Raw genomic sequence first — 20,420 nt, 5'->3', positions numbered from 1 at the left:
TGCCTTACACTGCGCGCCTATGACCAACATCCCGCATACCCAAATCGCCGAACCCACCGTGACGTGCTCAACGTGCGCGGCCTGCTGCTGTCAGCTGGAGGTCATGCTGATCACCGACACCGGCGTACCGCAGCGCTATATCGATACCGATGACTGGGGCGGCGAGGTGATGCTGCGCCTGGATGATGGCTGGTGCGCGGCGCTGGATCGGGACACGATGATGTGCACGATTTACGAGCGCCGGCCGCTGATTTGCCGGGAGTTCGAGATGGGTGCGCCGGAGTGCCTGGTCGAGCGTGAAGGGATTACGACGGCGTATCGCTGATCCCAAGCCGAAGAAACGCTCAATATGGGAGGGGGCTTCCCCTAATGCCTGCCAGTTAAGCGTACATCGCCTTCTGTTGGAACTAGGCGTCCCCCTCGCTCCTACAAAAAAGCCTTAACGGACTGGCATCAGGGCTTGCCCCTCCCACAGGTTTTGCAGGGTTCTGAAATTACAGCGGCATCGTGTAGTGCAGCGAGTAGCTTTCTACGCCGTCGTTGTGGTTGCTGATCCCGGCGTTGGAATAGTGAGTGGCACGAATGCCCACCTCATGCCCGCCGGTAAAGCGCAAACCAAAGCCCAGACGGTCTTCGAACTGGAAGGCCTGGCCAATGTTGTTGTCTTCCAGGCGTGTGCGGGAGAATACCGCCACCCCGATCCCGGCCTCGACGTAGGGTTTTACCGACTGCCCGGCGAATTCATACACAAACACTGGCGAGAACGACAGGCTGCTCGCACCTGCACGCTCATCACCTTCCCAGTAGGTATAAGCGCCGCTCCAGTAGCCGGTCAGGCGACCCACATCGCTCTGCATCCAGCTCTTGTCCCAATTCGACGTCAGCCCCAATCGATAGGTCAGCGTCGAATCACTGGTGGCCCCCAGGCCAAACTCAAGGCCGGCGGCCTGCGCCGAAAAAGAGTGTCCCACCACAACGGCCGCAATCGCAGCCAAACAGAACAAGCGCTTCATAAGAAACATCCTTTCCGAACGAAGTTATAGGGTTTTGTACAGACTAACGGGCAATAGAAGCTGACGCGTAGCCAGAAGTTCAGCTTCTAATCGCGATTTTTAACGAAATTTTCACGAACCGAAGCTTCGCACAACTCCAGGATGTTTCCAAAGTGTCGGTAGGATATTTCTGAGGTGATACACATCACCACTGGTCCAGAACTGTGCCGGCTGCGCCGGATCAGTGGCCAGCAGGTCGCGCTCGCCGAGCAGACGCTTGAGTTGGCGCGCGACGGCAGCACCGGTGTCGATGAGGATGATGCTCGCGGGAAGCATCTGCGCCAGGAGCGGCTTGAGGAAGGGGTAATGGGTGCAGCCCAGGATGATGGTGTCACAGCCGGCACTGAGCAGCGGGTCGATGTAGACCTGCAACAGCTGACGCAGGGCCGGGCTGCTCAAGTCACCGCTTTCAATCAGTTCCACCAGGCCCGGGCAAGGCTGGGTGATCACCCGCACATCGGTGGCGAACCGGTCGAGCAAGGCCGCGAACTTGGCGCTTTGCAGGGTACCGGTCGTGGCCAGCACGCCGACCACCCCACTGCGAGTGGCGGCAGCGGCGGGTTTGACGGCGGGCTCCATGCCCACCAGCGGCCAGTCGGGGTAATCCAGGCGTAAATCGGCGACAGCGGCAACGGTGGCGGTATTGCAGGCAATCACGAACGCCTTGGCGCCCTGCTCACGGAAAAAACCCGCCACTTGCCGGGAACGCTCAAGAATGAAAGCCGGGCTTTTCTCACCGTAGGGGATGTACCCACAGTCGGCCACGTACAGCAGCGACTCATGGGGCAATAGCTGCTGAATCTCCTCCAGCACCGTCAACCCGCCGATGCCGGAGTCGAACACACCAATTGGCGCGTCCTTAACCATGCTGCGTCCCACAGACGCTGCAACCGGGGTCGCGCTTGACGCGTAACTCACGGAACCGCGTGGTCAAGGCATCGATCAGTAACAGGCGCCCCACCAACGGCTCGCCGAACCCGGCCAGCAGTTTCAAGGCTTCCAGGGCCTGCAGGCTGCCGACCAGGCCCACCAGCGGGCCAACCACGCCGGCCTCGCTGCAGGTCAATTCAGTGTCGCTGCCGTGCCCATATAAACAGTGGTAGCAGGGGCTCTCGGCGCGGCGCGGGTCGAACACCGACAATTGCCCCTCAAGGCGAATCGCCGCCCCGCTGACCAGTGGCTTGCCGGCGGCGACGCACGCAGCGTTGACCGCTTCACGGGTGGAAAAGTTATCGCTGCAATCGAGCACCACATCCACACCCGTCACCGCCGCCGACAGAGAATCGGCATCCAGCGCGGTGCGATGGGCCAGCAATGTGACTTCAGGGTTGATCGCCGTCAGGCGGCGCATGGCCGAGTCGACCTTGCTCAAGCCAACGCTGTCGGTGTCATGGATGATCTGGCGTTGCAGGTTGGTCAGGTCGACCGTGTCAAAGTCCGCCAGATGCAGTTCACCCACACCGGCAGCGGCCAGGTACAGCGCAACCGGAGCGCCGAGACCACCGAGGCCAACGATAAGCGCGCGGCTGTTTTTCAGACGCAACTGACCGTCGATGTCGACAGCCTGCAACAGAATCTGTCGGCTATAGCGCAACAGCTCCTGATCGCTCAGCATGGACGGCGTCCCAGGCTGATACGTTCGTGGCCACCGAGGTCGACACGACTGTGGACATCCTCAAATCCCTCGCCCAACAACAGGTCACGTACGGCCGGGGCCTGATCGTAGCCGTGTTCGAGCAACAGCCAACCACCCGCCGCCAGGTGGGCCGGGGCTTGGGTGATGATCAGGCGCAGGTCGTCCAGGCCATCATGGCCCGCGACCAAGGCACTGGCGGGCTCGAAGCGCACATCACCCGCGACCAGGTGCGGGTCGTTGTCGGCGATATACGGCGGGTTGCTGATGATCAAGTCGTAGGTATGGCCTTGCAGGGCGCTGAACCAATGGCTGTTCAGTACCGTAGCGTTCGTCAGCTGCAGGCGCTGGCGATTGCGCTCGGCCAGGGCCACCGCTTCGAGCACGCGGTCAACGGCGGTGACGTCCCAGGCCGGGCGCTCGCTGGCCAGGGCCAGGGCGATGGCCCCGCTGCCGGTGCCCAGGTCGAGAACCTTGGCAGGGCTCGTCGGCAGCAGCTCCAGGGCGGCCTCCACCAGCAGCTCGGTCTCCGGGCGCGGGATCAGGGTATGAGGCGCAACCTCCAGGTCGAGTTTCCAGAAGCCTTGCTGGCCGAGGATATAGGCCACCGGTTCACCGGCGCGGCGACGCCGCAGGTAGTCGGCAAAGATCAATGCGTGCTCGCTGCTGACGATCTTCTCCGGCCAGGTATGCAAATAACTGCGCGGCTTACCCAGGGCAGCCGACAGCAACAGTTCCACATCCAGGCGCGCGGTGGGCGAGTCGGGCAGTTCTGCGGCACGCAGGAGGCTGGCAATGATGGTCATTTATTCACCTATGGCCGCCAACTGGTCGGCCTGGAATTCGGCAAGCAACGGCTCGATCACCGCGTCGACACCACCGGCGAGGATTTCATCCAGCGAGTAAAGCGTGAGGTTGACCCGGTGGTCGGTCACCCGGCCCTGGGCAAAGTTATAGGTGCGGATACGCTCGGAACGGTCCCCCGACCCCACCAGCAACTTGCGCTCGCTGGCAATCGCGTTGGCAGCGGCGCTGGTCTGCTGGTCATTGAGCTTGGCTGACAGCCAGGACATGGCCCGCGCACGGTTCTTGTGCTGGGAACGCTCTTCCTGGCACTCCACCACGATGCCCGACGGCAAGTGGGTGATACGGATCGCCGAGTCGGTCTTGTTCACGTGCTGGCCGCCGGCACCCGACGAGCGGTAGGTGTCGACCCGCAGGTCGGCTGGGTTGATCTCGATGGCTTCCTGTTCGTCCGGCTCTGGCAACACAGCGACGGTGCACGCCGACGTGTGGATACGGCCTTGGGATTCAGTCGCTGGAACCCGCTGCACACGGTGCGCACCGGATTCGAACTTGAGCTTGCCGTAAACGTTGTCGCCTTCGACCCGGGCGATGACTTCTTTATAGCCGCCGTGCTCGCCTTCGTTCTCGGAGAGGATCTCGACGCGCCAGCCGCGACGCTCGGCGTAGCGCGAATACATGCGAAACAGGTCGCCGGAGAAGATCGCCGCTTCGTCACCACCGGTGCCGGCGCGGATTTCCAGGAACACGTTACGCCCGTCGTTAGGGTCCTTGGGCAGCAGCATGCGTTGCAGGTTGCCTTCCAGCTCGGCGAGTTTTTCCTTGGCTTCACGGACTTCTTCCACGGCCATTTCGCGCATGTCCGGGTCGCTGTCCTTGAGCAGCGCCTGGGCGCCTTCGAGGTCGGCCTGCACTTTCAGCAGGTTTTTATAGGTAGCCACAATGGGCTCAACTTCCGCGTATTCCTTGGAATAGGTGCGGAACTTGGTCTGATCGGAGATGACCTCGCCATCGCCGAGCAAGGCGGTCAGTTCTTCGAAACGGTCCTGGAGCACGTCCAGTTTATTGAGCAGTGACGCTTTCATTGCGGTTTTTTATCCGAAGAGCTATCTGACGCGCCCTCACCGAGGGCAAAGAGTTCCTGGGCCATGGCCAGCGCATCGAGGCGGCCTTCGGCAGTCAATTTCTTAAGCTGTACGCTCGGCGCGTGGAGCAGCTTGTTGGTCAGGCCACGGGCCAGTTGCATCAGCACGTCTTCGGCGCTGCTGCCATTGGCCAATAAACGCTGGGCCTTGGTCAATTCTTCATCACGCAGGCGCTCGCCTTGCTGACGATACGCCTTGAGCACATCCACCGCCGCCAGTTCACGCAGGCGCACCATGAAGTCTTCGGCGCCGACGCTGACCATTTCCTCGGCCGCCTGGGCAGCGCCCTGGCGACTCTTGAGGTTTTCGGCAACCACTTCGTGCAGGTCGTCAACGCTGTAGAGGTAAACGTCGTCCAACTCGCCGACTTCGGGTTCGATATCCCGGGGCACGGCGATATCCACCATGAAGATCGGCTTGTGCTTGCGCAGCTTCAACGCGCTCTCGACCGCGCCTTTGCCGAGGATCGGCAATTGGCTGGCGGTGGAGCTGATGACGATATCACTGCGCACCAGCTCGGCCGGGATATCCGACAACAACACGGCATGGGCGCCAAACTGCTCGGCGAGGATGCTCGCGCGCTCCAGGGTGCGGTTGGCGACCACGATACGCTTCACACCCAGGTCGTGCAGATGGCGGGCGACCAGGGTGATGGTCTCGCCGGCGCCAATCAGCAGGGCCTGGCTGCGCTGCAAGTCGCTGAAAATCTGTTTGGCCAGGCTGACGGCGGCAAAAGCCACGGACACCGGGTTTTCACCGATGGCGGTGTCGGTGCGCACCTGCTTGGCGGAATTGAAGGTGGCCTGGAACAGGCGCCCCAGCAACGGCCCCACGGTGCCGGCCTCACGGGCCACGGCGTAGGCGGATTTCATCTGGCCGAGGATCTGCGGCTCGCCCAACACCAGCGAATCGAGGCCGGAAGCGACGCGCATCATGTGACGAACTGCCGCATCGTCTTCATGCACATACGCGCTGGCGCGCAGGTCATTGAAGTCCAAATGGTGGTAATCGGCCAGCCAACGCAGCACGACATCCGCGCTGAGATGTTCCTGCTCTATATAAAGCTCACTGCGATTGCAGGTCGAAAGGATCGCAGCTTCGCGGCTGTCGGTGAGACGGCAGAGCTGCTGCAACGCCTCAACCAGCTGCTCTGGCGTAAACGCCACGCGCTCGCGCACGTCTACAGAGGCAGTCTTGTGGTTAATACCGAGTGCGAGGAAGGCCATTCAATATCGCTGATGATGTCGGGAAGCCGGCAATTGTCCTACTTCGAAAGATTCAGAACAACCACCGTCGTCTATTGTCCCTATACCTTGTGCCTATAAATACGTCACCGCAGGAGCGAGGCCGCTCCTACAGGGACAGCAATACACGCATTAAGAGCGCCCCGGTTATGTTTGGCCGAAGGCTTGTGTCATGATGATCCGACCGCAGGTTAGTCGTCCTCTTCCTATATGAATAGATCCTCCGCGTTGCTCCTTGCTTTTGTCTTCCTCAGCGGCTGCCAGGCCATGGCACCCGTGTCGCCGGACGGTACACCGCCGGTGGAGGACAGCACCCCCGCCCCTGAAAAGCCCAAGGTTTATTCCTCGTTCAGTGAAGAAACGGTGTACAGCCTGCTGACCGCAGAGCTGGCCGGCCAGCGCAATCGTTTCGATATTGCACTGGATAACTACGTGACCCAGGCCATCAACACCCAGGACCCAGGGATCTCCGAGCGCGCGTTTCGCATCGCCGAGTACCTGGGGGCAGACCAGGCGGCGCTGGACACCTCGCTGATCTGGGCGAAAAACGCACCGGACGACCTGGAAGCCCAGAGGGCGGCGGCCATTCAATTGGCGCGCGCCGGGCGCTATGACGATTCCATGGTCTATATGGAAAAAGTCTTGCAGGGCAAGGGCGACACCCATTTCGACTTCCTGGCGCTGTCGGCGGCCGACACCGATCAGGACACGCGCAACGGGTTGATGAAGAGTTTCGACCGCCTGCTGCAAAAACACCCGAAGAACAGCCAACTGGTGTTCGGCAAAGCCTTGCTGCTGCAACAGGACGACGAGCCCGAAGCCGCCCTGACACTGCTGGAGAAGAACCCGCCGGAAGACGGCGAGATCGCCCCGATCCTGCTGCGCGCACGTTTGCTGCAGAACCTCAATCGCGGCAAGGAAGCGATTCCGCTGCTGGAAAAAAGCATCAAGAAGTACCCGGAAGACAAACGCCTGCGCCTGACTTACGCGCGCACGCTGGTCGAGCAGGACCGTATGGAGGACGCCAAGGTGCAGTTCGCCAACCTGGTCCAGCAATACCCGGACGACGACGAACTGCGCTATTCCCTGGCACTGGTGTGCCTGGAAGCCAAGGCCTGGGATGAGGCCAAGGGCTACCTGGAAGACCTGATTGCCCGCGAAAGCCATGTGGACTCGGCGCACCTGAACCTGGGCCGCATCGCTGAAGAGCGCAACGACCCGCAGGCCGCCTTGCTCGAATACGCCCAGGTCGGCCCCGGCAACGATTACCTGCCCGCGCAATTGCGCCAGGCCGATATCCTGATGAGCAACGGGCGCGCGGATGAGGCGGAAAAACGCCTCGCGGCTGCCCGCGAGGCCGAACCGGACTACGCGATCCAGCTGTACCTGATCCAGGCCGAGACACTGTCGGCCAACAATCAGGGCGAGCGCGCCTGGAAGGTGTTGCAACAAGCCTTGCTGCAATACCCGGACGACCTGAACCTGCTGTACACGCGCGCCATGCAGGCGGAAAAACGCGATGACCTGGCGCAGATGGAAAAAGACCTGCGCCTGATCATCAAGCGCGACCCGGACAACGCCATGGCCCTGAACGCCCTGGGCTACACCTTGTCCGACCGCACCACACGCTACGCCGAAGCCAAGGTGCTGATCGAACAAGCCCACAAGCTGAACCCGGAAGACCCGGCCGTGCTCGACAGCCTGGGCTGGGTGAACTACCGCCTGGGAAACCTGGACGAAGCCGAGCGCCTGCTGCGCCAGGCACTGGAACGCTTCCCCGACCAGGAAGTCGCCGCACACCTGGGTGAAGTGCTGTGGGCCAATGGCAAGCAGCGCGAAGCTCGACAAATCTGGGCAAAGTTCCTCAAGGAACAACCCGAAAGCGCCATTCTGCGCGGCACCATCAAACGCCTGACCGGATCCGAGACCCTTTAAGCTTATGTTCTTGCGCCACGTTATCGTTTTCAGCTTCATCGCCCTGCTCGCCGGTTGCGCAGGCTTCGGCGCCCGTGAATCCGTTGAGGGCCAGGGCAACCCGGCGCAATGGAAGCAACACAAGGATCAGCTCAGCAGCATCGATGGCTGGCAGATCGAAGGCAAGGTCGGGGTGCGGGCACCGAAAGATTCGGGCAGCGGTACCCTGTTCTGGCTGCAACGCCAGGACTACTACGACATTCGCCTATCCGGCCCGCTGGGGCGTGGCGCGGCCCGCCTGACGGGTCGACCGGGGCAGGTCAGCCTCGAAGTGGCCAACCAGGGCCGTTATGAAGCGACTTCGCCGGAAGATCTGCTGGAACAACAGATCGGTTGGAAGCTGCCCGTCTCGCACTTGGTGTGGTGGGTACGCGGCTTGCCGGCACCTGACAGCAAGAGCCGCCTGAGCCTTGATGGCGACAGCCGCCTGGGCACCCTGGAACAGGATGGCTGGCACGTCGAATATTTGAGCTACGTGCAACAGAACGGCTACTGGCTGCCCGAGCGCATCAAGCTGCACGGCCCCGACCTTGACGTCACGCTGGTGATCAAGGACTGGCAACCGCGCAAACTGGGGCAATAACGTGACAGCACAGAAACTGACCCTGCCCTCCCCGGCCAAACTCAACCTGATGCTGCACATCCTCGGTCGCCGTGAAGATGGCTATCACGAGTTGCAGACGCTGTTTCAATTTCTCGACTACGGCGACGAACTGACCTTCGCCTTGCGCGACGACGGCGTGATTCATCTGCATACCGAATTCGAAGGCGTGCCTCACGACAGCAACCTGATCGTGAAGGCGGCGAAAAAACTTCAGGAACAATCTGGATGCGCCCTCGGCATCGATATCTGGATCGACAAGATCCTGCCCATGGGTGGCGGCATCGGTGGCGGCAGCTCGAATGCGGCGACCACACTGCTGGGTTTGAATCACTTGTGGCAGCTGGGCTGGGACCTCGATCGCCTCGCTGCGCTGGGCCTGACACTGGGCGCCGACGTCCCGGTTTTCGTGCGCGGGCACGCCGCTTTTGCCGAGGGCGTGGGGGAGAAACTCACCCCCGAATACCCCGAAGAGCCGTGGTACGTCGTGCTTGTCCCGCAAGTATCTGTAAGTACAGCAGAAATTTTTTCAGATCCACTGTTGACACGTAACTCTCCTCCCATTAAAGTGCGCCCCGTTCCCAAGGGAAACAGTCGAAATGACTGCTTACCGGTTGTAGCAAGGCGTTATCCAGAGGTACGTAACGCTTTGAATTTGTTAGGTAAATTTACCGAAGCAAAATTAACCGGCACTGGAAGTTGTGTGTTTGGGGGCTTCCCAAGCAAAGCTGAAGCTGATAAAGTCTCGGCCCTTCTTACAGAGACCCTTACAGGGTTTGTAGCAAAGGGAAGCAACGTTTCGATGTTGCATCGCAAGCTGCAAAGTCTGCTCTAAAAGGAATCGAGTACTGGGTACTCGTTGCAACAGATACAGGGGCGTCGCCAAGCGGTAAGGCAGCAGGTTTTGATCCTGCCATGCGTTGGTTCGAATCCAGCCGCCCCTGCCATTTTCCTATACTCATCCAGGTTACCCTCAGCCTCTAGGTACTGCGCGTGTCCAAGATGATGGTCTTTACGGGGAACGCCAACCCCGATCTGGCTCGACGTGTCGTACGTCAGCTGCATATCCCTCTCGGTGACATCTCTGTCGGCAAGTTTTCCGACGGCGAAATTACCGCCGAGATCAATGAAAACGTTCGCGGTAAAGACGTCTTCATTATTCAGCCGACTTGCGCTCCGACCAACGATAACCTGATGGAACTCGTCGTGATGGCTGATGCCTTCCGCCGCTCCTCAGCGACTCGAATCACAGCTGTAATCCCTTACTTTGGTTATGCCCGTCAGGATCGCCGTCCGCGTTCCGCACGTGTGGCTATCAGCGCGAAAGTCGTGGCTGACATGCTCACCGTGGTAGGTATCGACCGTGTCCTCACGGTTGACCTGCACGCTGACCAAATCCAGGGGTTCTTCGATATCCCGGTAGATAACATCTACGGCTCCCCAGTATTGGTGGATGACATCGAAGACCAGCGCTTTGAAAACCTGATGATCGTGTCCCCGGACATTGGTGGCGTCGTGCGTGCACGGGCTGTTGCCAAATCCCTGGGCGTGGACCTCGGGATCATCGACAAACGCCGCGAGAAAGCCAATCACTCTGAAGTGATGCATATCATCGGTGATGTCGAAGGGCGTACCTGTATTCTGGTCGATGACATGGTCGACACCGCCGGCACCCTGTGCCACGCGGCCAAAGCCTTGAAAGAGCACGGTGCGGCTAAAGTCTTCGCCTACTGCACACACCCTGTGCTGTCGGGCCGAGCGATCGAGAACATCGAAAACTCAATGCTGGACGAACTGGTGGTGACCAACACCATCCCGTTGTCCGCAGCTGCTCAAGCCTGTTCGCGTATCCGTCAACTGGATATCGCACCGGTAGTTGCCGAGGCGGTTCGCCGTATCAGCAACGAAGAATCGATCAGCGCGATGTTCCGTTAAGGGTCAAACCAACGGAACACCTCACTGACGAAAAGCGCCCCGCCCCAGCATACTGTTGGGGCGGGGCTTTTTTGCCCATATCGCCTTTAGCGCTGGTCGCAAACGCTGGGGCGAATGTGGTTATTTTGGAGATACAACATGAACGATTTTACCCTGAATGCTGAAGTGCGTTCCGACCTGGGGAAAGGTGCGAGCCGCCGCCTGCGTCGTCTCGCAAGCCTGGTTCCAGCTGTCGTCTACGGTGGCGAAAAAGCCCCTGAGTCCATCAGCATGCTGGCCAAAGAAATTGCCAAACTGCTGGAAAACGATGCGGCCTACAGCCACATTATCGAGCTGAACGTTGGTGGCACCAAGCAGAACGTCATCATCAAGGCCCTGCAACGTCACCCAGCTAAAGGTCACGTGCTGCACGCTGACTTCGTACGCGTCGTAGCCGGCCAGAAACTGACCGCTATCGTGCCTGTACACTTTGTTGGTGAAGACGCTCCGGTCAAGAAAGGCGGCGAAGTTTCGCACGTTGTTGCCGAGATCGAAGTGACCTGCCTGCCGAAAGACCTGCCTGAGTTCATCGAAGTCGACCTGTCGGCTCTGGAAATCGGCGACATCATTCACCTGTCCGACCTCAAAGCCCCTAAAGGCGTTGAGTTTGTTGCACTGGCTCACGGTGATGACAAAGCTGTTGCAAACGTTCACGCTCCACGCGTTGCACCAGAAGCTGAAGAAGGCGCTGCAGAGTAATTCACTCTGTATTGCCGGAGCTTGAGGAAACATCGCGGACCGAAACGTAGCGAGAAAGCGGGCGATAACGCGGCGTTTACTCTTGAGTAAATGATCTTTTGTTGTCCACTTTCGCCGCACACCGGTTGCGGCGATGTTATCCACAACTCCAAAGGAAGGGCCCCTGTCGTGACTGCCATTAAACTGATCGTTGGCCTGGGAAATCCAGGCGCCGAATACGAACAGACCCGGCATAACGCGGGGGCCCTTTTTGTTGAGCGTATCGCCCACGCCCAAGGTGTAAACCTGGTGGCCGATCGCAAATATTTCGGCCTGACCGGACGCTTCTCGCATCAGGGTCAGGATGTTCGTCTGCTGATTCCCACCACCTACATGAACCGCAGCGGCCAGGCTGTCGCGGCGCTTGCGGGCTTCTTCCGGATCAAACCCGAGGAAATCCTGGTGGCCCATGACGAACTGGACCTGCCACCCGGCGTTGCCAAACTCAAACTGGGCGGCGGGCATGGCGGGCACAATGGCCTGCGCGACATCATCGCGCAGTTGGGCAATCAGAATAATTTTTACCGTCTGCGGCTCGGCATTGGCCACCCAGGCGTTGCCAGTATGGTTTCAAATTTCGTCCTGGGTCGTGCGCCACGCGCCGAACAGGAAAAACTCGATGCCAGCATCGATTTTGCCCTCGGCGTGCTGCCGGATATCTTCGCCGGTGAATGGAACCGCGCGATGAAAAACCTGCACAGCCAGAAGGCCTGACTCTTACCGAGGGGAAACACCATGGGATTCAATTGCGGCATCGTCGGCCTGCCCAACGTCGGCAAATCCACCTTGTTCAACGCTTTGACCAAGTCCGGTATTGCGGCGGAGAACTTCCCCTTCTGCACCATCGAACCCAACAGCGGTATCGTACCGATGCCCGATCCGCGCCTGGAAGCACTGGCGCTCATCGTCAATCCCAAGCGCATCCTGCCGACCACCATGGAATTCGTCGACATCGCCGGCCTGGTGGCCGGTGCGTCGAAAGGTGAAGGCCTGGGTAACAAGTTCCTGGCCAACATCCGTGAAACCGATGCCATCGCCCACGTGGTCCGCTGCTTTGAAGACGAGAACGTGATTCACGTCTCCAACAGCGTCGACCCGAAACGCGACATCGAGATCATCGACCTGGAACTGATCTTCGCCGACCTCGACAGCTGCGAGAAGCAATTGCAGAAAGTCGCGCGCAACGCCAAGGGCGGCGACAAGGACGCAGTGGTCCAGAAAGGCCTGCTGGAGCAGCTGATCGCACACTTCACCCTGGGCAAGCCGGCACGCAGCTTGATGAAGAGCATGGGCGCTGACGAGAAGGCCGTGGTCAAGGGCTTCCACCTGCTGACCACCAAGCCGGTGATGTACATCGCCAACGTCGCCGAAGATGGCTTCGAAAACAACCCGCTGCTCGACGTGGTCAAGGCCATTGCCGACGAAGAAGGCGCGATCGTGGTGCCGGTATGCAACAAGATCGAAGCGGAAATCGCCGAGCTCGATGACGGCGAAGAGAAGGACATGTTCCTCGAGGCCCTGGGCCTGGAAGAGCCTGGCCTCAACCGCGTGATCCGTGCCGGTTACGAAATGCTCAACCTGCAGACCTACTTCACTGCCGGTGTCGAAGAAGTCCGCGCCTGGACCGTCAAAGTGGGTGCTACCGCACCACAGGCTGCCGGCGTGATCCACACCGACTTCGAAAAGGGCTTTATCCGCGCCGAAGTGATTGCCTACAACGACTTCATCCAGTTCAAGGGGGAAGCCGGTGCCAAGGAAGCCGGTAAGTGGCGTTTGGAAGGTAAGGAATACATCGTTAAAGATGGCGATGTAATGCACTTCCGTTTCAACGTGTAAGCGTTACCGCTTCAATAAAAAGCCGATGCACTGCATCGGCTTTTTTGTGGGCGTTCTATTTGTCACCCCGGCCTTCCCCTGCATCTTTAACAAAGATATCGTCAGTGGCCAATTTCCAGCCTGCCCTCAAAAAATGCATACTTTAAAACCATTCAAAGCATATTTAAGATTTCTCTTACACCACAATTCCCGCCTGCTCCAAATAGAATTCGCACATTAAAAATCTTCTACATCTCACATTCCAAAAAGACTAACTCAGTTCGAAAACACGATGACAATGCTGCTGTTTTCCGGTTTACTTGCGAGCGCCCACCGCCAACTTAAACTTCAACAAAGCGACAACTGCATTGGAGCACTCGCACTATGTCGGCCCTCAATCAGTATGAACTTATGACTGATATACCTTTCACCGACTGCCCCATCATTGAAACCACCATCAACAATACCGCCCCTCTTAACATCGACATTTTGCTTCTTGGAGAAACCGGCACTGGCAAGGACACCCTGGCACAACGCATTCACTGTTTATCGCGGCGCAAGGGTAACTTCGTCGCGGTCAATTGTGCTGCCATCCCGGAAACCCTTGCCGAAAGCCAACTATTCGGGGTCAACAGCGGCGCCTATACCGGCGCATTGCAATCCCGCGCCGGCTTTGTAGAAGCCGCCCACTTGGGCACCTTGTATCTGGATGAGATCGATAGCATGCCACTCTCGTTACAGGCCAAGCTGTTACGGGTACTGGAATCTCGTGGCGTCGAGCGCCTTGGATCGACCCGATCCATCCAGGTCGATATGCGCGTCATTGCCTCGGCCCAGCACGCATTGCATGAAATGGTGGAGCAAGGCACCTTCAGACGTGACCTGTATTTCCGTCTGAATGTCGTCAACATCCACCTGCCCCCCCTGCGTGACAGGCGTGAACACATCATCCCCTTGTTCATGGACATGATCGAGCAGGAGGCCAACTACTTTAAGTGTTCCGCAACACCTCCGCCCCCCGCGTTGTTGCAACAGTTACTGTGCCACCCGTGGCTGGGCAACGTGCGTGAGTTGCGCTCGACCGCCAAGCGATTCGTATTGGGCCTGCCCCCGCTCTCCTCCTCGCTGGCCAATCGACAGAGCACGCCAATAAACCTGAAGGCAAGGTTGCAGCAAATTGAAAAAGCCTTGATAGAGGAATCGCTGCGCCGTCACGCACGCAGTGTCGATAACGTTGCAGCAGAACTCGGTGTTGCCAAACGCACGCTCTACTACCGGATGAAGCAACTCGAAATATCACTGGCTTAGGGTGCCTGGAACGAAGCAGAAGGCATTTCCCACATACGTGTGAGCCTCTAGAGCGACTTAACTCACACGCCAACAGGAAAACTTCATGTGCTTAACCCTGATCAACAACTTTATGAGTTTAATCACCAACATCAAACGCCCCCCGCAAAACGATGCCCCTCCTGACAATGCAAAGTGCTGCAACAAACCACCGGAGCGCCCTTGCTACGAAACAAACAATAACAAAAAGCATATTGAATATGAATCCATCAACATTGCAATAACACTTGATCGCCCATCGCGAAGCGCATGAACCCCGGTCTCACAAGAAATAATTAAAAACAAATAACTTATTTATATACCGGAACGTTCTTCTTGTCGCTGACCACCTAGCCAATGAGCAACTGCACTGTTGCTCAGAACACTAAAGACAACGAACAAGCGTTGTCCGCACTTCAATCCAGACAAATACGAAGGTAACTCTTATGTCCTCCTCAATACCTACCGGTGGAGTGAGCGCTGGCGCTCAAGCACAACTGGACCGAATCAACGCCGACAAAGAAAAGAAAGTTGTCGAAGAGGCTGCAAAAACCGCTGAGCAAGAACTGACTACAGCAAAAGCGGGCCGCGTAAAATCGTTGAGATTCGCCTAAGTAAGAACCGACCTCCTTTGCCCATCCGGCAGAGGAGGTCTCCACTGCCCAACAGATGCAACAATCGACGCGCTCGCTGGAGGTTCATATGTACACCAACAACGCAGGGGGCCCGGGAAACGGGAACACCATCACTCAGGCTGAAACGCCGGCTGCGCTCGACGGGACGTCCGACAGCAATTTTTTCACCGCGCAACTGAACCTCTCCGAGCGGCCAGGCAAAGGTACCGCGCCCACGGGAATGGGCCTCCCCTTGACCTTGGGGCCTGCTGAGTCTGCGACGTTATCGAAACGAGTGTCCAAGGGGTTTCGGGACATGAGCCTGAACAAGAAAACCAAGGACGCACATGAGTTCGCCCAATCGCTTTCCGAATCGCACGTTAACGTGGTGGCAGGCGTCAAGGTACTCGGCGCAATCGTGAAAGGCGTCGATAAAGTCGCCAGCATGGGGTAGGTGTATGTCCCGCCGTCTAACCACTACGTTGTTTTTTTCATCGGTGTTGCTGCTAGCGGGCTGCGGTGAAAGCGTAGAGCTTCATCGCCAATTATCCGAGCAGGAAGCCAACGAAGTCATTGCGGAGTTGGCAGACAAACAGATCCGTGCCCAGAAAGTCCCGGCAAAAGACGGAGTCATCGTTCGTGTCAGGGCAAATGACATCAGCCGAGCGGTCCGCACGCTTGAAGCCGTTGGCCTGCCTAAAGTGACCCGCTCGACATTGGGGGATATCTTTCGCAAGGAAGGTGTCATCTCCACCCCGTTGGAAGAGCGCGCCCGCTACATCTATGCGCTGTCCCAGGAGCTGGAGGCGACCTTATCGAACATAGACGGTGTCATCGTTGCGCGCGTCCATGTAGTGCTGCCGGAGCGGGTGGCGCCCGGCGAACCGGTGCAACCGGCATCCGCCTCCGTTTTCATCAAGCATGACCCTCGGCTGGACCCCGACAATATTCGCCCCAGGGTACGCAGGATGGTGGCCAGCAGCATCCCCGGCATGACGTCGGCCATCGACAATACGCAAAAACTGACCGTCGTTTTCGTACCGGCGGCAGCCTATCAGGAGCAGCAACAGCTGACCTATCTCGGCCCCTTCCTGGTGCCGGAACAAGACCTCGGGTTCTGGCGTACCAGCGTTACCGCCCCTCTTGTCGCCCTGGTACTGGCAGGCGCTGGATGGGTGATCTGGCGGCGCAGGACAATGCATGCTCCCACCTCAAAACCGGCAATCGATCACGCCCATGAGTGAGGATCTGGCCTGGGTACGATGGTGGGCCTCGCCTTGGAAACATGCCCACCCGGATTGGCGTACTCATACGGGCGTTGAACAAACAGAAGCGCTTTCACGCAGTCATCATGGCAGGATGAGCCTCCTGTTCGACATCGAACCCGAGCTCCCCCCTGCCCCTTCGCCCGCCTTGCTGCAACTGGTCCTCGCCAGCGCCCCCCAACGAGACCTCGTCTTGGTGTTGGTCAATGAGGTCTACAACGCGCCCAACGACAGCCGCTTGAACCAGGAACAACTTCTCTGGTGCCAGCGCCTGGCCAAGGCACTGGCACCCGACCCGACACAGATGAACATCGACGACCCTTTGCACTACCTGCGCGCATGGGTGGCCCCCGCCATCTGGCGACGATTGCGCTTGAGCTTTGCCCCCCCACGGGTACTTGAAGTCGAGCGGCAGCCCAAGCTGATGGATAGTCAAGGCCGGTTGGACACCCTGTGGCAAGCCGCTCTCTGGCGCGCCACCTCTGCTCCCTTCGATGATGCCCCGCACGCCCCACGCGAGAACTCCCGCCATGTTTTGCGCCCACACGATTGAGCTGCACACCCTCACGCCCAACCTGCCCATGGCGCTGATTCCCAGAGAAATGCTGGCTGACTATGCGCAGGCCCGTCAATTGATCGAACAGGCAGAAGCCCACGCACAGGCACTCACCTGCCAAGCACAGGCAGAGTGCGAAAAAATACTGGAAAGCGCTGGGCATGAGTTCTGGCAGCGCGCCAACGCCCAACTGCATCGTTGGGAATCGGAACGCCAGGCGATGTACGAAAAGCTGGAGCAGGTCGCGACGTCAGTCATAAACACAGCGATCCGAAGTTTCCTGGAAGAAACCCTACCCGCTCAACGCCTCACCGCGCTGCTCAACAAGCTGCTGGATGCCCAGTTGCCGCCGATCAAGGCGAGCTTGCTGTGCAATCCACTGGACCGCGAGCCTGTCGAACAGTGGCTCAGCCGCCATTGCGGTGTGCCTTGGACGCTTCGAGTCGAAAGCACGCTCGCCGCCCAATCGCTGGTCCTGGAAACAGAAGACGGTGGGTTTCACATCAATTGGACCGATACCCTGGACAACCTGGTGACGCCCTCCCCCAAGGCCAATATCAAGTAACGATACGACTTGGCGAGGGCGGGTTGTTTTTTAAAACAAATAAATCGGTGGATGGAACTTGTCACAAATCGGCTGCCACTCAGGGGTAGCCCCAACGAGGAGAAACCCCGATGACGTTTGATGACCGTTTACTCATAAGGCACTACCGGCAGCAGGCCCAGGCCGAAAAGCAGCTCAGTCAAATCAGCGCCGATGTTGATAACAGCGAAGGCGGTGAAGAGGCTCAACGGCTTTTTGAACAGATGATCGAGGTGAAGTCGAACCTGGTGTCCAGTTTTGCCACAAGCTCAAGCTATCTCAGCTACAAGCACGACACGATAAAAGCCGTCATCAATGGTATCCAGTAGTTGCCAGCAAAAACTGGCTGACTGTTTGGCTGGCCGCGAACAGCATGTGCTGCTGTTTGAACAGGACGATGAAGTCAGCGTGCAATGCTCTGAACACCGCGTACTTCTGGGCGTTCAACTGACGCATTCACGCCTCGAACATTACTCGTTGCAGTCTTGGCATCGTCTCGGTCAGTCCAGTCTCGCGCATTTCCAGGGCGCCCTGGCCCTGGCTCCCGCAACCGGCCACCTCTGGCTGCTGCAAGGCCTGCCTCGGGATTGCAGTCAGGAGCACCTGTTGAAATCCCTTGAAGCGCTTTTCAACCAACGCGACACCTGGCGCAGCGTAGTCGCGCGCCTGGCAAGGCCTGGCCCCCCGTCCAGGTCCCTTTCGCTACGTAAGTTGCCGTACTGAAACCGAGAACCTGCCATGCCTAACAAGATCCACAAGCACCCCCGCTTGCGCTCATGCTCGCCCGTTGCAGCCGTAAAACCCACTCAGTGGCGTTGCCTGCTGGCCCTGCCCTTCTTGCTGGCGCCGCTGCACAGCAGCCTTGCCGCCATCCCCCCAGAGTGGAAAAACACCGCCTACGCCTACGAGGCCGAGCACAAACCCTTGCGCGAAGTACTCGATGATTTCGCCCAGACGTTTGGCACGCAATTGCAGATCGAAGGCCTGCTGGAAGGCAACGTCAACGGCAAGATTCGCGCGAATACCCCGCAGTCACTGCTCGACCGCCTGGGGACTGAACACCGCTTCCAGTGGTACTTGTACAACAACACCCTCTACATCAGCACCCTGGACCAGCAGGAGTCCGCGCGCCTGGAAGTGTCGAGCGAAACCGTAGCCGACCTGAAGCAGGCACTCACCGATATCGGCCTTCTCGATAGCCGTTTCGGCTGGGGCGAATTGCCCGAGGACGGCGTGGTGCTGGTGTCCGGCCCCAAGCGCTACATAGAACAGATCAAACAATTCAGCAGCCAGCGCCGTTCTACCGACGAAAAACAGAGCGTGCTGACCTACCCGCTGAAATTCGCCAATGCGGCAGACCGCCAGATCGATTATCGCGGCGAGAAAATGCTCATCCCCGGTATCGCCAGCATGCTGCAGGGTTTGCTTGAACCTCGCTCTCCCTCAGCTGCCGCGCAGGTTACCCAGCGCCCCTCAGCCGCGTCAGGCGCCCCTGTAATATCGCCCCTGGCCCAGGGCTTTCCCCGGCTCGGCAACCCTCTATTGGGCCAGATGCTCACCCCGCCGACGAGCCAGGCGACCGCCGACCCGGGCATGTCCCTGACCCCGCGCGCACGGGTCTCGCCCGGGCGAATTCGCGTCGAAGCCGATGTGCGCAACAACGCCGTGATGATCTACGACTTGCCGGAACGCCACGCGATGTACCGCGACCTGATCACCCAGTTGGACGTCGCGCGCAAGTTGGTGGAAATCGACGCGATCATCCTCGACATCGAACGCACGCAGATGCGTGAGCTCGGCGTGAACTGGGGGTTTCGCAATGGCAATTTCCAGGGCGGCGTGAACAACATCGCCCCAGGCACCTCGTCGCAATTGGCGATCAATAACCGGGATGGATTCTTTGCCGCTGTCAGGGCGCTGGAGCGGCGTGGCCTGGCGACCCTGGTGTCGAACCCATCCGTCTTGACCCTGGAAAACCAACCGGCAGTGATCGACTTCAACCGCACGCAGTACCTCACGGCCGGCTCCGAAGTGGCAACCATCCTGCCGATCACCGTGGGAACCAGCTTCCAGGTGGTCCCACGGGTAATCACTTCGCGTGGCAGCCATCAGATCCACTTGGCGGTCGATATCGAAGACGGCAATTTCGACGAATCCAACCCCAACCGCATCGGGCCCGATGTGCGCAAGGGCGCGGTCAGCACCCAAGCGGTCATGGCCGAAAAACGTTCGCTGGTGGTGGGTGGCTTCCACGTCACCGATAACACTGACCAGCTCAACAAGATTCCCCTGCTGGGTGATATCCCGTTGCTGGGCAAGGCGCTGTTTTCGTCCACTGAACGCAAAAACAATCGACGCGAGCGCCTGTTCATCATCACGCCCAGGGTCATTGGCGACCAGGCCGACCCTTCGCGCTACTTGCCCCAGGCCGATCAGTTGGAACTGCAAACAGCCCTCAAACCACTGGCACGGCGCATGACGCCCCACGCACCGGAAATCAAGCGCAACGACTTGATCCATGCCATGGCCACACTCGTCACCGGGCAAGTCCCCAAAGCCTTCAAGGCGACCCCGATGCCACTGGGCCTGGATACCTTGTGCACCACCCGTGACCTGCTCGCACTCAATACCGAACGCAGCCAATGGTATGTCGGCCCGCAATTCAACGTCGCCGTCGTGGTACTGCGCAACCAGTACGACCGCCATGTGCGCATCGATGAGAAAGAGTGCAGCAATTCGCAGACCCTGGCAGTGACCGCCTGGCCGCGTGCCTGGCTCAAACCGGGTGAAGAAGCGGAAGTGTTCATCGCCATGCGCCCTGTGGTGAAAGACGAACACATTGGCGTTTCTCGTCCCTCGTTGATCGCACCTAACGGAAAGAAACCAGAATGACTCGCCTACTCTCCAGCTTTACATTGATCAGCCTGGTGCTGTTTGTCGCCGGTTGCACCCCCACCTGCCGGGGTGACTCGTGCTCACGTCCACAATCGAGCGCCGACAAGATGGTGATCTGGTGGCCGGAACACATGCGTGTGCAACCCGGCCCCTCCGGGGAACGTTCGGATCACCAGACGGTTTCGCTGGAACGATGACCCC

General features: G+C 59.0%; 25 protein-coding genes and 1 tRNA gene. 19 read left to right on the top strand and 7 right to left on the bottom strand.

What is annotated here, in order from left to right; genetic code table 11:
- Positions 1 to 19: 19 nt before the first annotated feature.
- A complete protein-coding gene (locus AB7933_RS05505; protein ID WP_024073305.1) occupies positions 20 to 325 on the top strand; it encodes a YkgJ family cysteine cluster protein in 306 nt (101 codons plus the stop codon).
- Positions 326 to 494: 169 nt separating this feature from the next.
- Here AB7933_RS05505 and AB7933_RS05500 read toward each other — a convergent pair whose 3' ends face one another.
- The 6 genes from AB7933_RS05500 to hemA form a co-directional block, all read right to left on the bottom strand.
- The gene (locus tag AB7933_RS05500) at positions 495 to 1,013 is read right to left on the bottom strand and encodes an acyloxyacyl hydrolase (protein ID WP_024073304.1); all 519 of its coding nucleotides are present in this window, start codon (positions 1,011 to 1,013) and stop codon (positions 495 to 497) included.
- 111 nt (positions 1,014 to 1,124) lie between these two features.
- Positions 1,125 to 1,919 (bottom strand): glutamate racemase, encoded by a 795-nt coding sequence (murI, locus tag AB7933_RS05495; RefSeq protein WP_024073303.1) that lies wholly within the window; start codon positions 1,917 to 1,919, stop codon positions 1,125 to 1,127.
- Positions 1,912 to 2,667: a molybdopterin-synthase adenylyltransferase MoeB gene (locus tag AB7933_RS05490; protein ID WP_024073302.1), complete on the bottom strand. Its 756-nt coding sequence runs from the start codon at positions 2,665 to 2,667 to the stop codon at positions 1,912 to 1,914. Before AB7933_RS05490 ends, murI begins: the two co-directional genes overlap by 8 nt.
- Positions 2,661 to 3,491, bottom strand: a complete 831-nt coding sequence (prmC, locus tag AB7933_RS05485) for a peptide chain release factor N(5)-glutamine methyltransferase (RefSeq protein WP_024073301.1) — start codon at positions 3,489 to 3,491, stop codon at positions 2,661 to 2,663. The genes AB7933_RS05490 and prmC overlap by 7 nt, the downstream gene beginning before the upstream one ends.
- Positions 3,492 to 4,574, bottom strand: coding sequence for a peptide chain release factor 1 (prfA, locus tag AB7933_RS05480; protein ID WP_024073300.1), 1,083 nt, complete (start codon positions 4,572 to 4,574; stop codon positions 3,492 to 3,494).
- Positions 4,571 to 5,860, bottom strand: a complete 1,290-nt coding sequence (gene hemA, locus AB7933_RS05475) for a glutamyl-tRNA reductase (protein ID WP_024073299.1) — start codon at positions 5,858 to 5,860, stop codon at positions 4,571 to 4,573. Before hemA ends, prfA begins: the two co-directional genes overlap by 4 nt.
- 228 nt (positions 5,861 to 6,088) lie before the next feature.
- Between hemA and AB7933_RS05470 the strand changes: the two genes are divergently transcribed.
- From AB7933_RS05470 to AB7933_RS05395, 16 genes are all read left to right on the top strand, one after another.
- Positions 6,089 to 7,813, top strand: a complete 1,725-nt coding sequence (locus AB7933_RS05470) for a tetratricopeptide repeat protein (protein ID WP_024073298.1) — start codon at positions 6,089 to 6,091, stop codon at positions 7,811 to 7,813.
- A gap of 4 nt (positions 7,814 to 7,817) precedes the next feature.
- The gene (lolB, locus tag AB7933_RS05465) at positions 7,818 to 8,435 is read left to right on the top strand and encodes a lipoprotein insertase outer membrane protein LolB (RefSeq protein WP_024073297.1); all 618 of its coding nucleotides are present in this window, start codon (positions 7,818 to 7,820) and stop codon (positions 8,433 to 8,435) included.
- Between the two features lie 49 nt (positions 8,436 to 8,484).
- On the top strand, positions 8,485 to 9,288 hold the full coding sequence (gene ispE / locus AB7933_RS05460; protein ID WP_206379620.1) for a 4-(cytidine 5'-diphospho)-2-C-methyl-D-erythritol kinase: 804 nt from the start codon (positions 8,485 to 8,487) through the stop codon (positions 9,286 to 9,288).
- Positions 9,289 to 9,325: 37 nt separating this feature from the next.
- Positions 9,326 to 9,400: transfer RNA gene (locus AB7933_RS05455), tRNA-Gln, on the top strand.
- Positions 9,401 to 9,446: 46 nt separating this feature from the next.
- A complete protein-coding gene (locus AB7933_RS05450; protein ID WP_003208392.1) occupies positions 9,447 to 10,388 on the top strand; it encodes a ribose-phosphate pyrophosphokinase in 942 nt (313 codons plus the stop codon).
- Positions 10,389 to 10,526: 138 nt separating this feature from the next.
- Positions 10,527 to 11,126 carry a 50S ribosomal protein L25/general stress protein Ctc gene (locus AB7933_RS05445; RefSeq protein WP_024073295.1) on the top strand — a complete coding sequence of 200 codons (600 nt, stop codon included), beginning with the start codon at positions 10,527 to 10,529 and terminating at the stop codon, positions 11,124 to 11,126.
- Between the two features lie 168 nt (positions 11,127 to 11,294).
- A complete protein-coding gene (pth, locus tag AB7933_RS05440; protein ID WP_010213318.1) occupies positions 11,295 to 11,879 on the top strand; it encodes an aminoacyl-tRNA hydrolase in 585 nt (194 codons plus the stop codon).
- A gap of 21 nt (positions 11,880 to 11,900) precedes the next feature.
- On the top strand, positions 11,901 to 13,001 hold the full coding sequence (gene ychF / locus AB7933_RS05435) for a redox-regulated ATPase YchF (RefSeq protein WP_024073294.1): 1,101 nt from the start codon (positions 11,901 to 11,903) through the stop codon (positions 12,999 to 13,001).
- Between the two features lie 363 nt (positions 13,002 to 13,364).
- Positions 13,365 to 14,288 (top strand): sigma-54-dependent Fis family transcriptional regulator, encoded by a 924-nt coding sequence (locus AB7933_RS05430; protein ID WP_024073293.1) that lies wholly within the window; start codon positions 13,365 to 13,367, stop codon positions 14,286 to 14,288.
- Between the two features lie 85 nt (positions 14,289 to 14,373).
- Positions 14,374 to 14,580, top strand: coding sequence for a hypothetical protein (locus AB7933_RS05425; protein ID WP_143036950.1), 207 nt, complete (start codon positions 14,374 to 14,376; stop codon positions 14,578 to 14,580).
- A 172-nt stretch (positions 14,581 to 14,752) separates the two neighbouring features.
- Positions 14,753 to 14,920: a hypothetical protein gene (locus tag AB7933_RS05420; protein ID WP_024073292.1), complete on the top strand. Its 168-nt coding sequence runs from the start codon at positions 14,753 to 14,755 to the stop codon at positions 14,918 to 14,920.
- A gap of 88 nt (positions 14,921 to 15,008) precedes the next feature.
- Positions 15,009 to 15,374, top strand: coding sequence for a hypothetical protein (locus AB7933_RS05415; RefSeq protein ID WP_024073291.1), 366 nt, complete (start codon positions 15,009 to 15,011; stop codon positions 15,372 to 15,374).
- Positions 15,375 to 15,378: 4 nt separating this feature from the next.
- On the top strand, positions 15,379 to 16,164 hold the full coding sequence (gene sctJ / locus AB7933_RS05410; RefSeq protein WP_024073290.1) for a type III secretion system inner membrane ring lipoprotein SctJ: 786 nt from the start codon (positions 15,379 to 15,381) through the stop codon (positions 16,162 to 16,164).
- Positions 16,157 to 16,738, top strand: coding sequence for a hypothetical protein (locus AB7933_RS05405; protein WP_041160835.1), 582 nt, complete (start codon positions 16,157 to 16,159; stop codon positions 16,736 to 16,738). The genes sctJ and AB7933_RS05405 overlap by 8 nt, the downstream gene beginning before the upstream one ends.
- A complete protein-coding gene (sctL, locus tag AB7933_RS05400) occupies positions 16,716 to 17,306 on the top strand; it encodes a type III secretion system stator protein SctL (RefSeq protein WP_024073288.1) in 591 nt (196 codons plus the stop codon). The genes AB7933_RS05405 and sctL overlap by 23 nt, the downstream gene beginning before the upstream one ends.
- Before the next feature lie 110 nt (positions 17,307 to 17,416).
- Positions 17,417 to 17,653: a hypothetical protein gene (locus tag AB7933_RS05395; protein WP_024073287.1), complete on the top strand. Its 237-nt coding sequence runs from the start codon at positions 17,417 to 17,419 to the stop codon at positions 17,651 to 17,653.
- Here the strand turns inward: AB7933_RS05395 and AB7933_RS05390 are convergent.
- On the bottom strand, positions 17,637 to 17,780 hold the full coding sequence (locus tag AB7933_RS05390; protein ID WP_024073286.1) for a hypothetical protein: 144 nt from the start codon (positions 17,778 to 17,780) through the stop codon (positions 17,637 to 17,639). The genes AB7933_RS05395 and AB7933_RS05390 overlap by 17 nt on opposite strands.
- 282 nt (positions 17,781 to 18,062) lie before the next feature.
- On the opposite strand from AB7933_RS05390, the gene sctC reads away from it, so the two are divergent.
- Together sctC and hrpT are read left to right on the top strand one after the other, a co-directional pair.
- On the top strand, positions 18,063 to 20,216 hold the full coding sequence (gene sctC, locus AB7933_RS05385; RefSeq protein ID WP_024073284.1) for a type III secretion system outer membrane ring subunit SctC: 2,154 nt from the start codon (positions 18,063 to 18,065) through the stop codon (positions 20,214 to 20,216).
- Entirely contained in the window at positions 20,213 to 20,416 is a 204-nt protein-coding gene (gene hrpT, locus AB7933_RS05380; protein WP_024073283.1) for an HrpT family type III secretion system protein, read from the top strand. Before sctC ends, hrpT begins: the two co-directional genes overlap by 4 nt.
- The last annotated feature ends 4 nt before the right edge of the window (positions 20,417 to 20,420 follow it).

It is taken from the genome of Pseudomonas gorinensis (assembly GCF_042015035.1).
GTDB classification, from domain to species: Bacteria; Pseudomonadota; Gammaproteobacteria; order Pseudomonadales; family Pseudomonadaceae; genus Aquipseudomonas; species Aquipseudomonas gorinensis.
The sequence above is the reverse complement of the archived record's forward strand: the minus strand, read 5'-3'. Positions and strand labels throughout refer to the sequence as shown.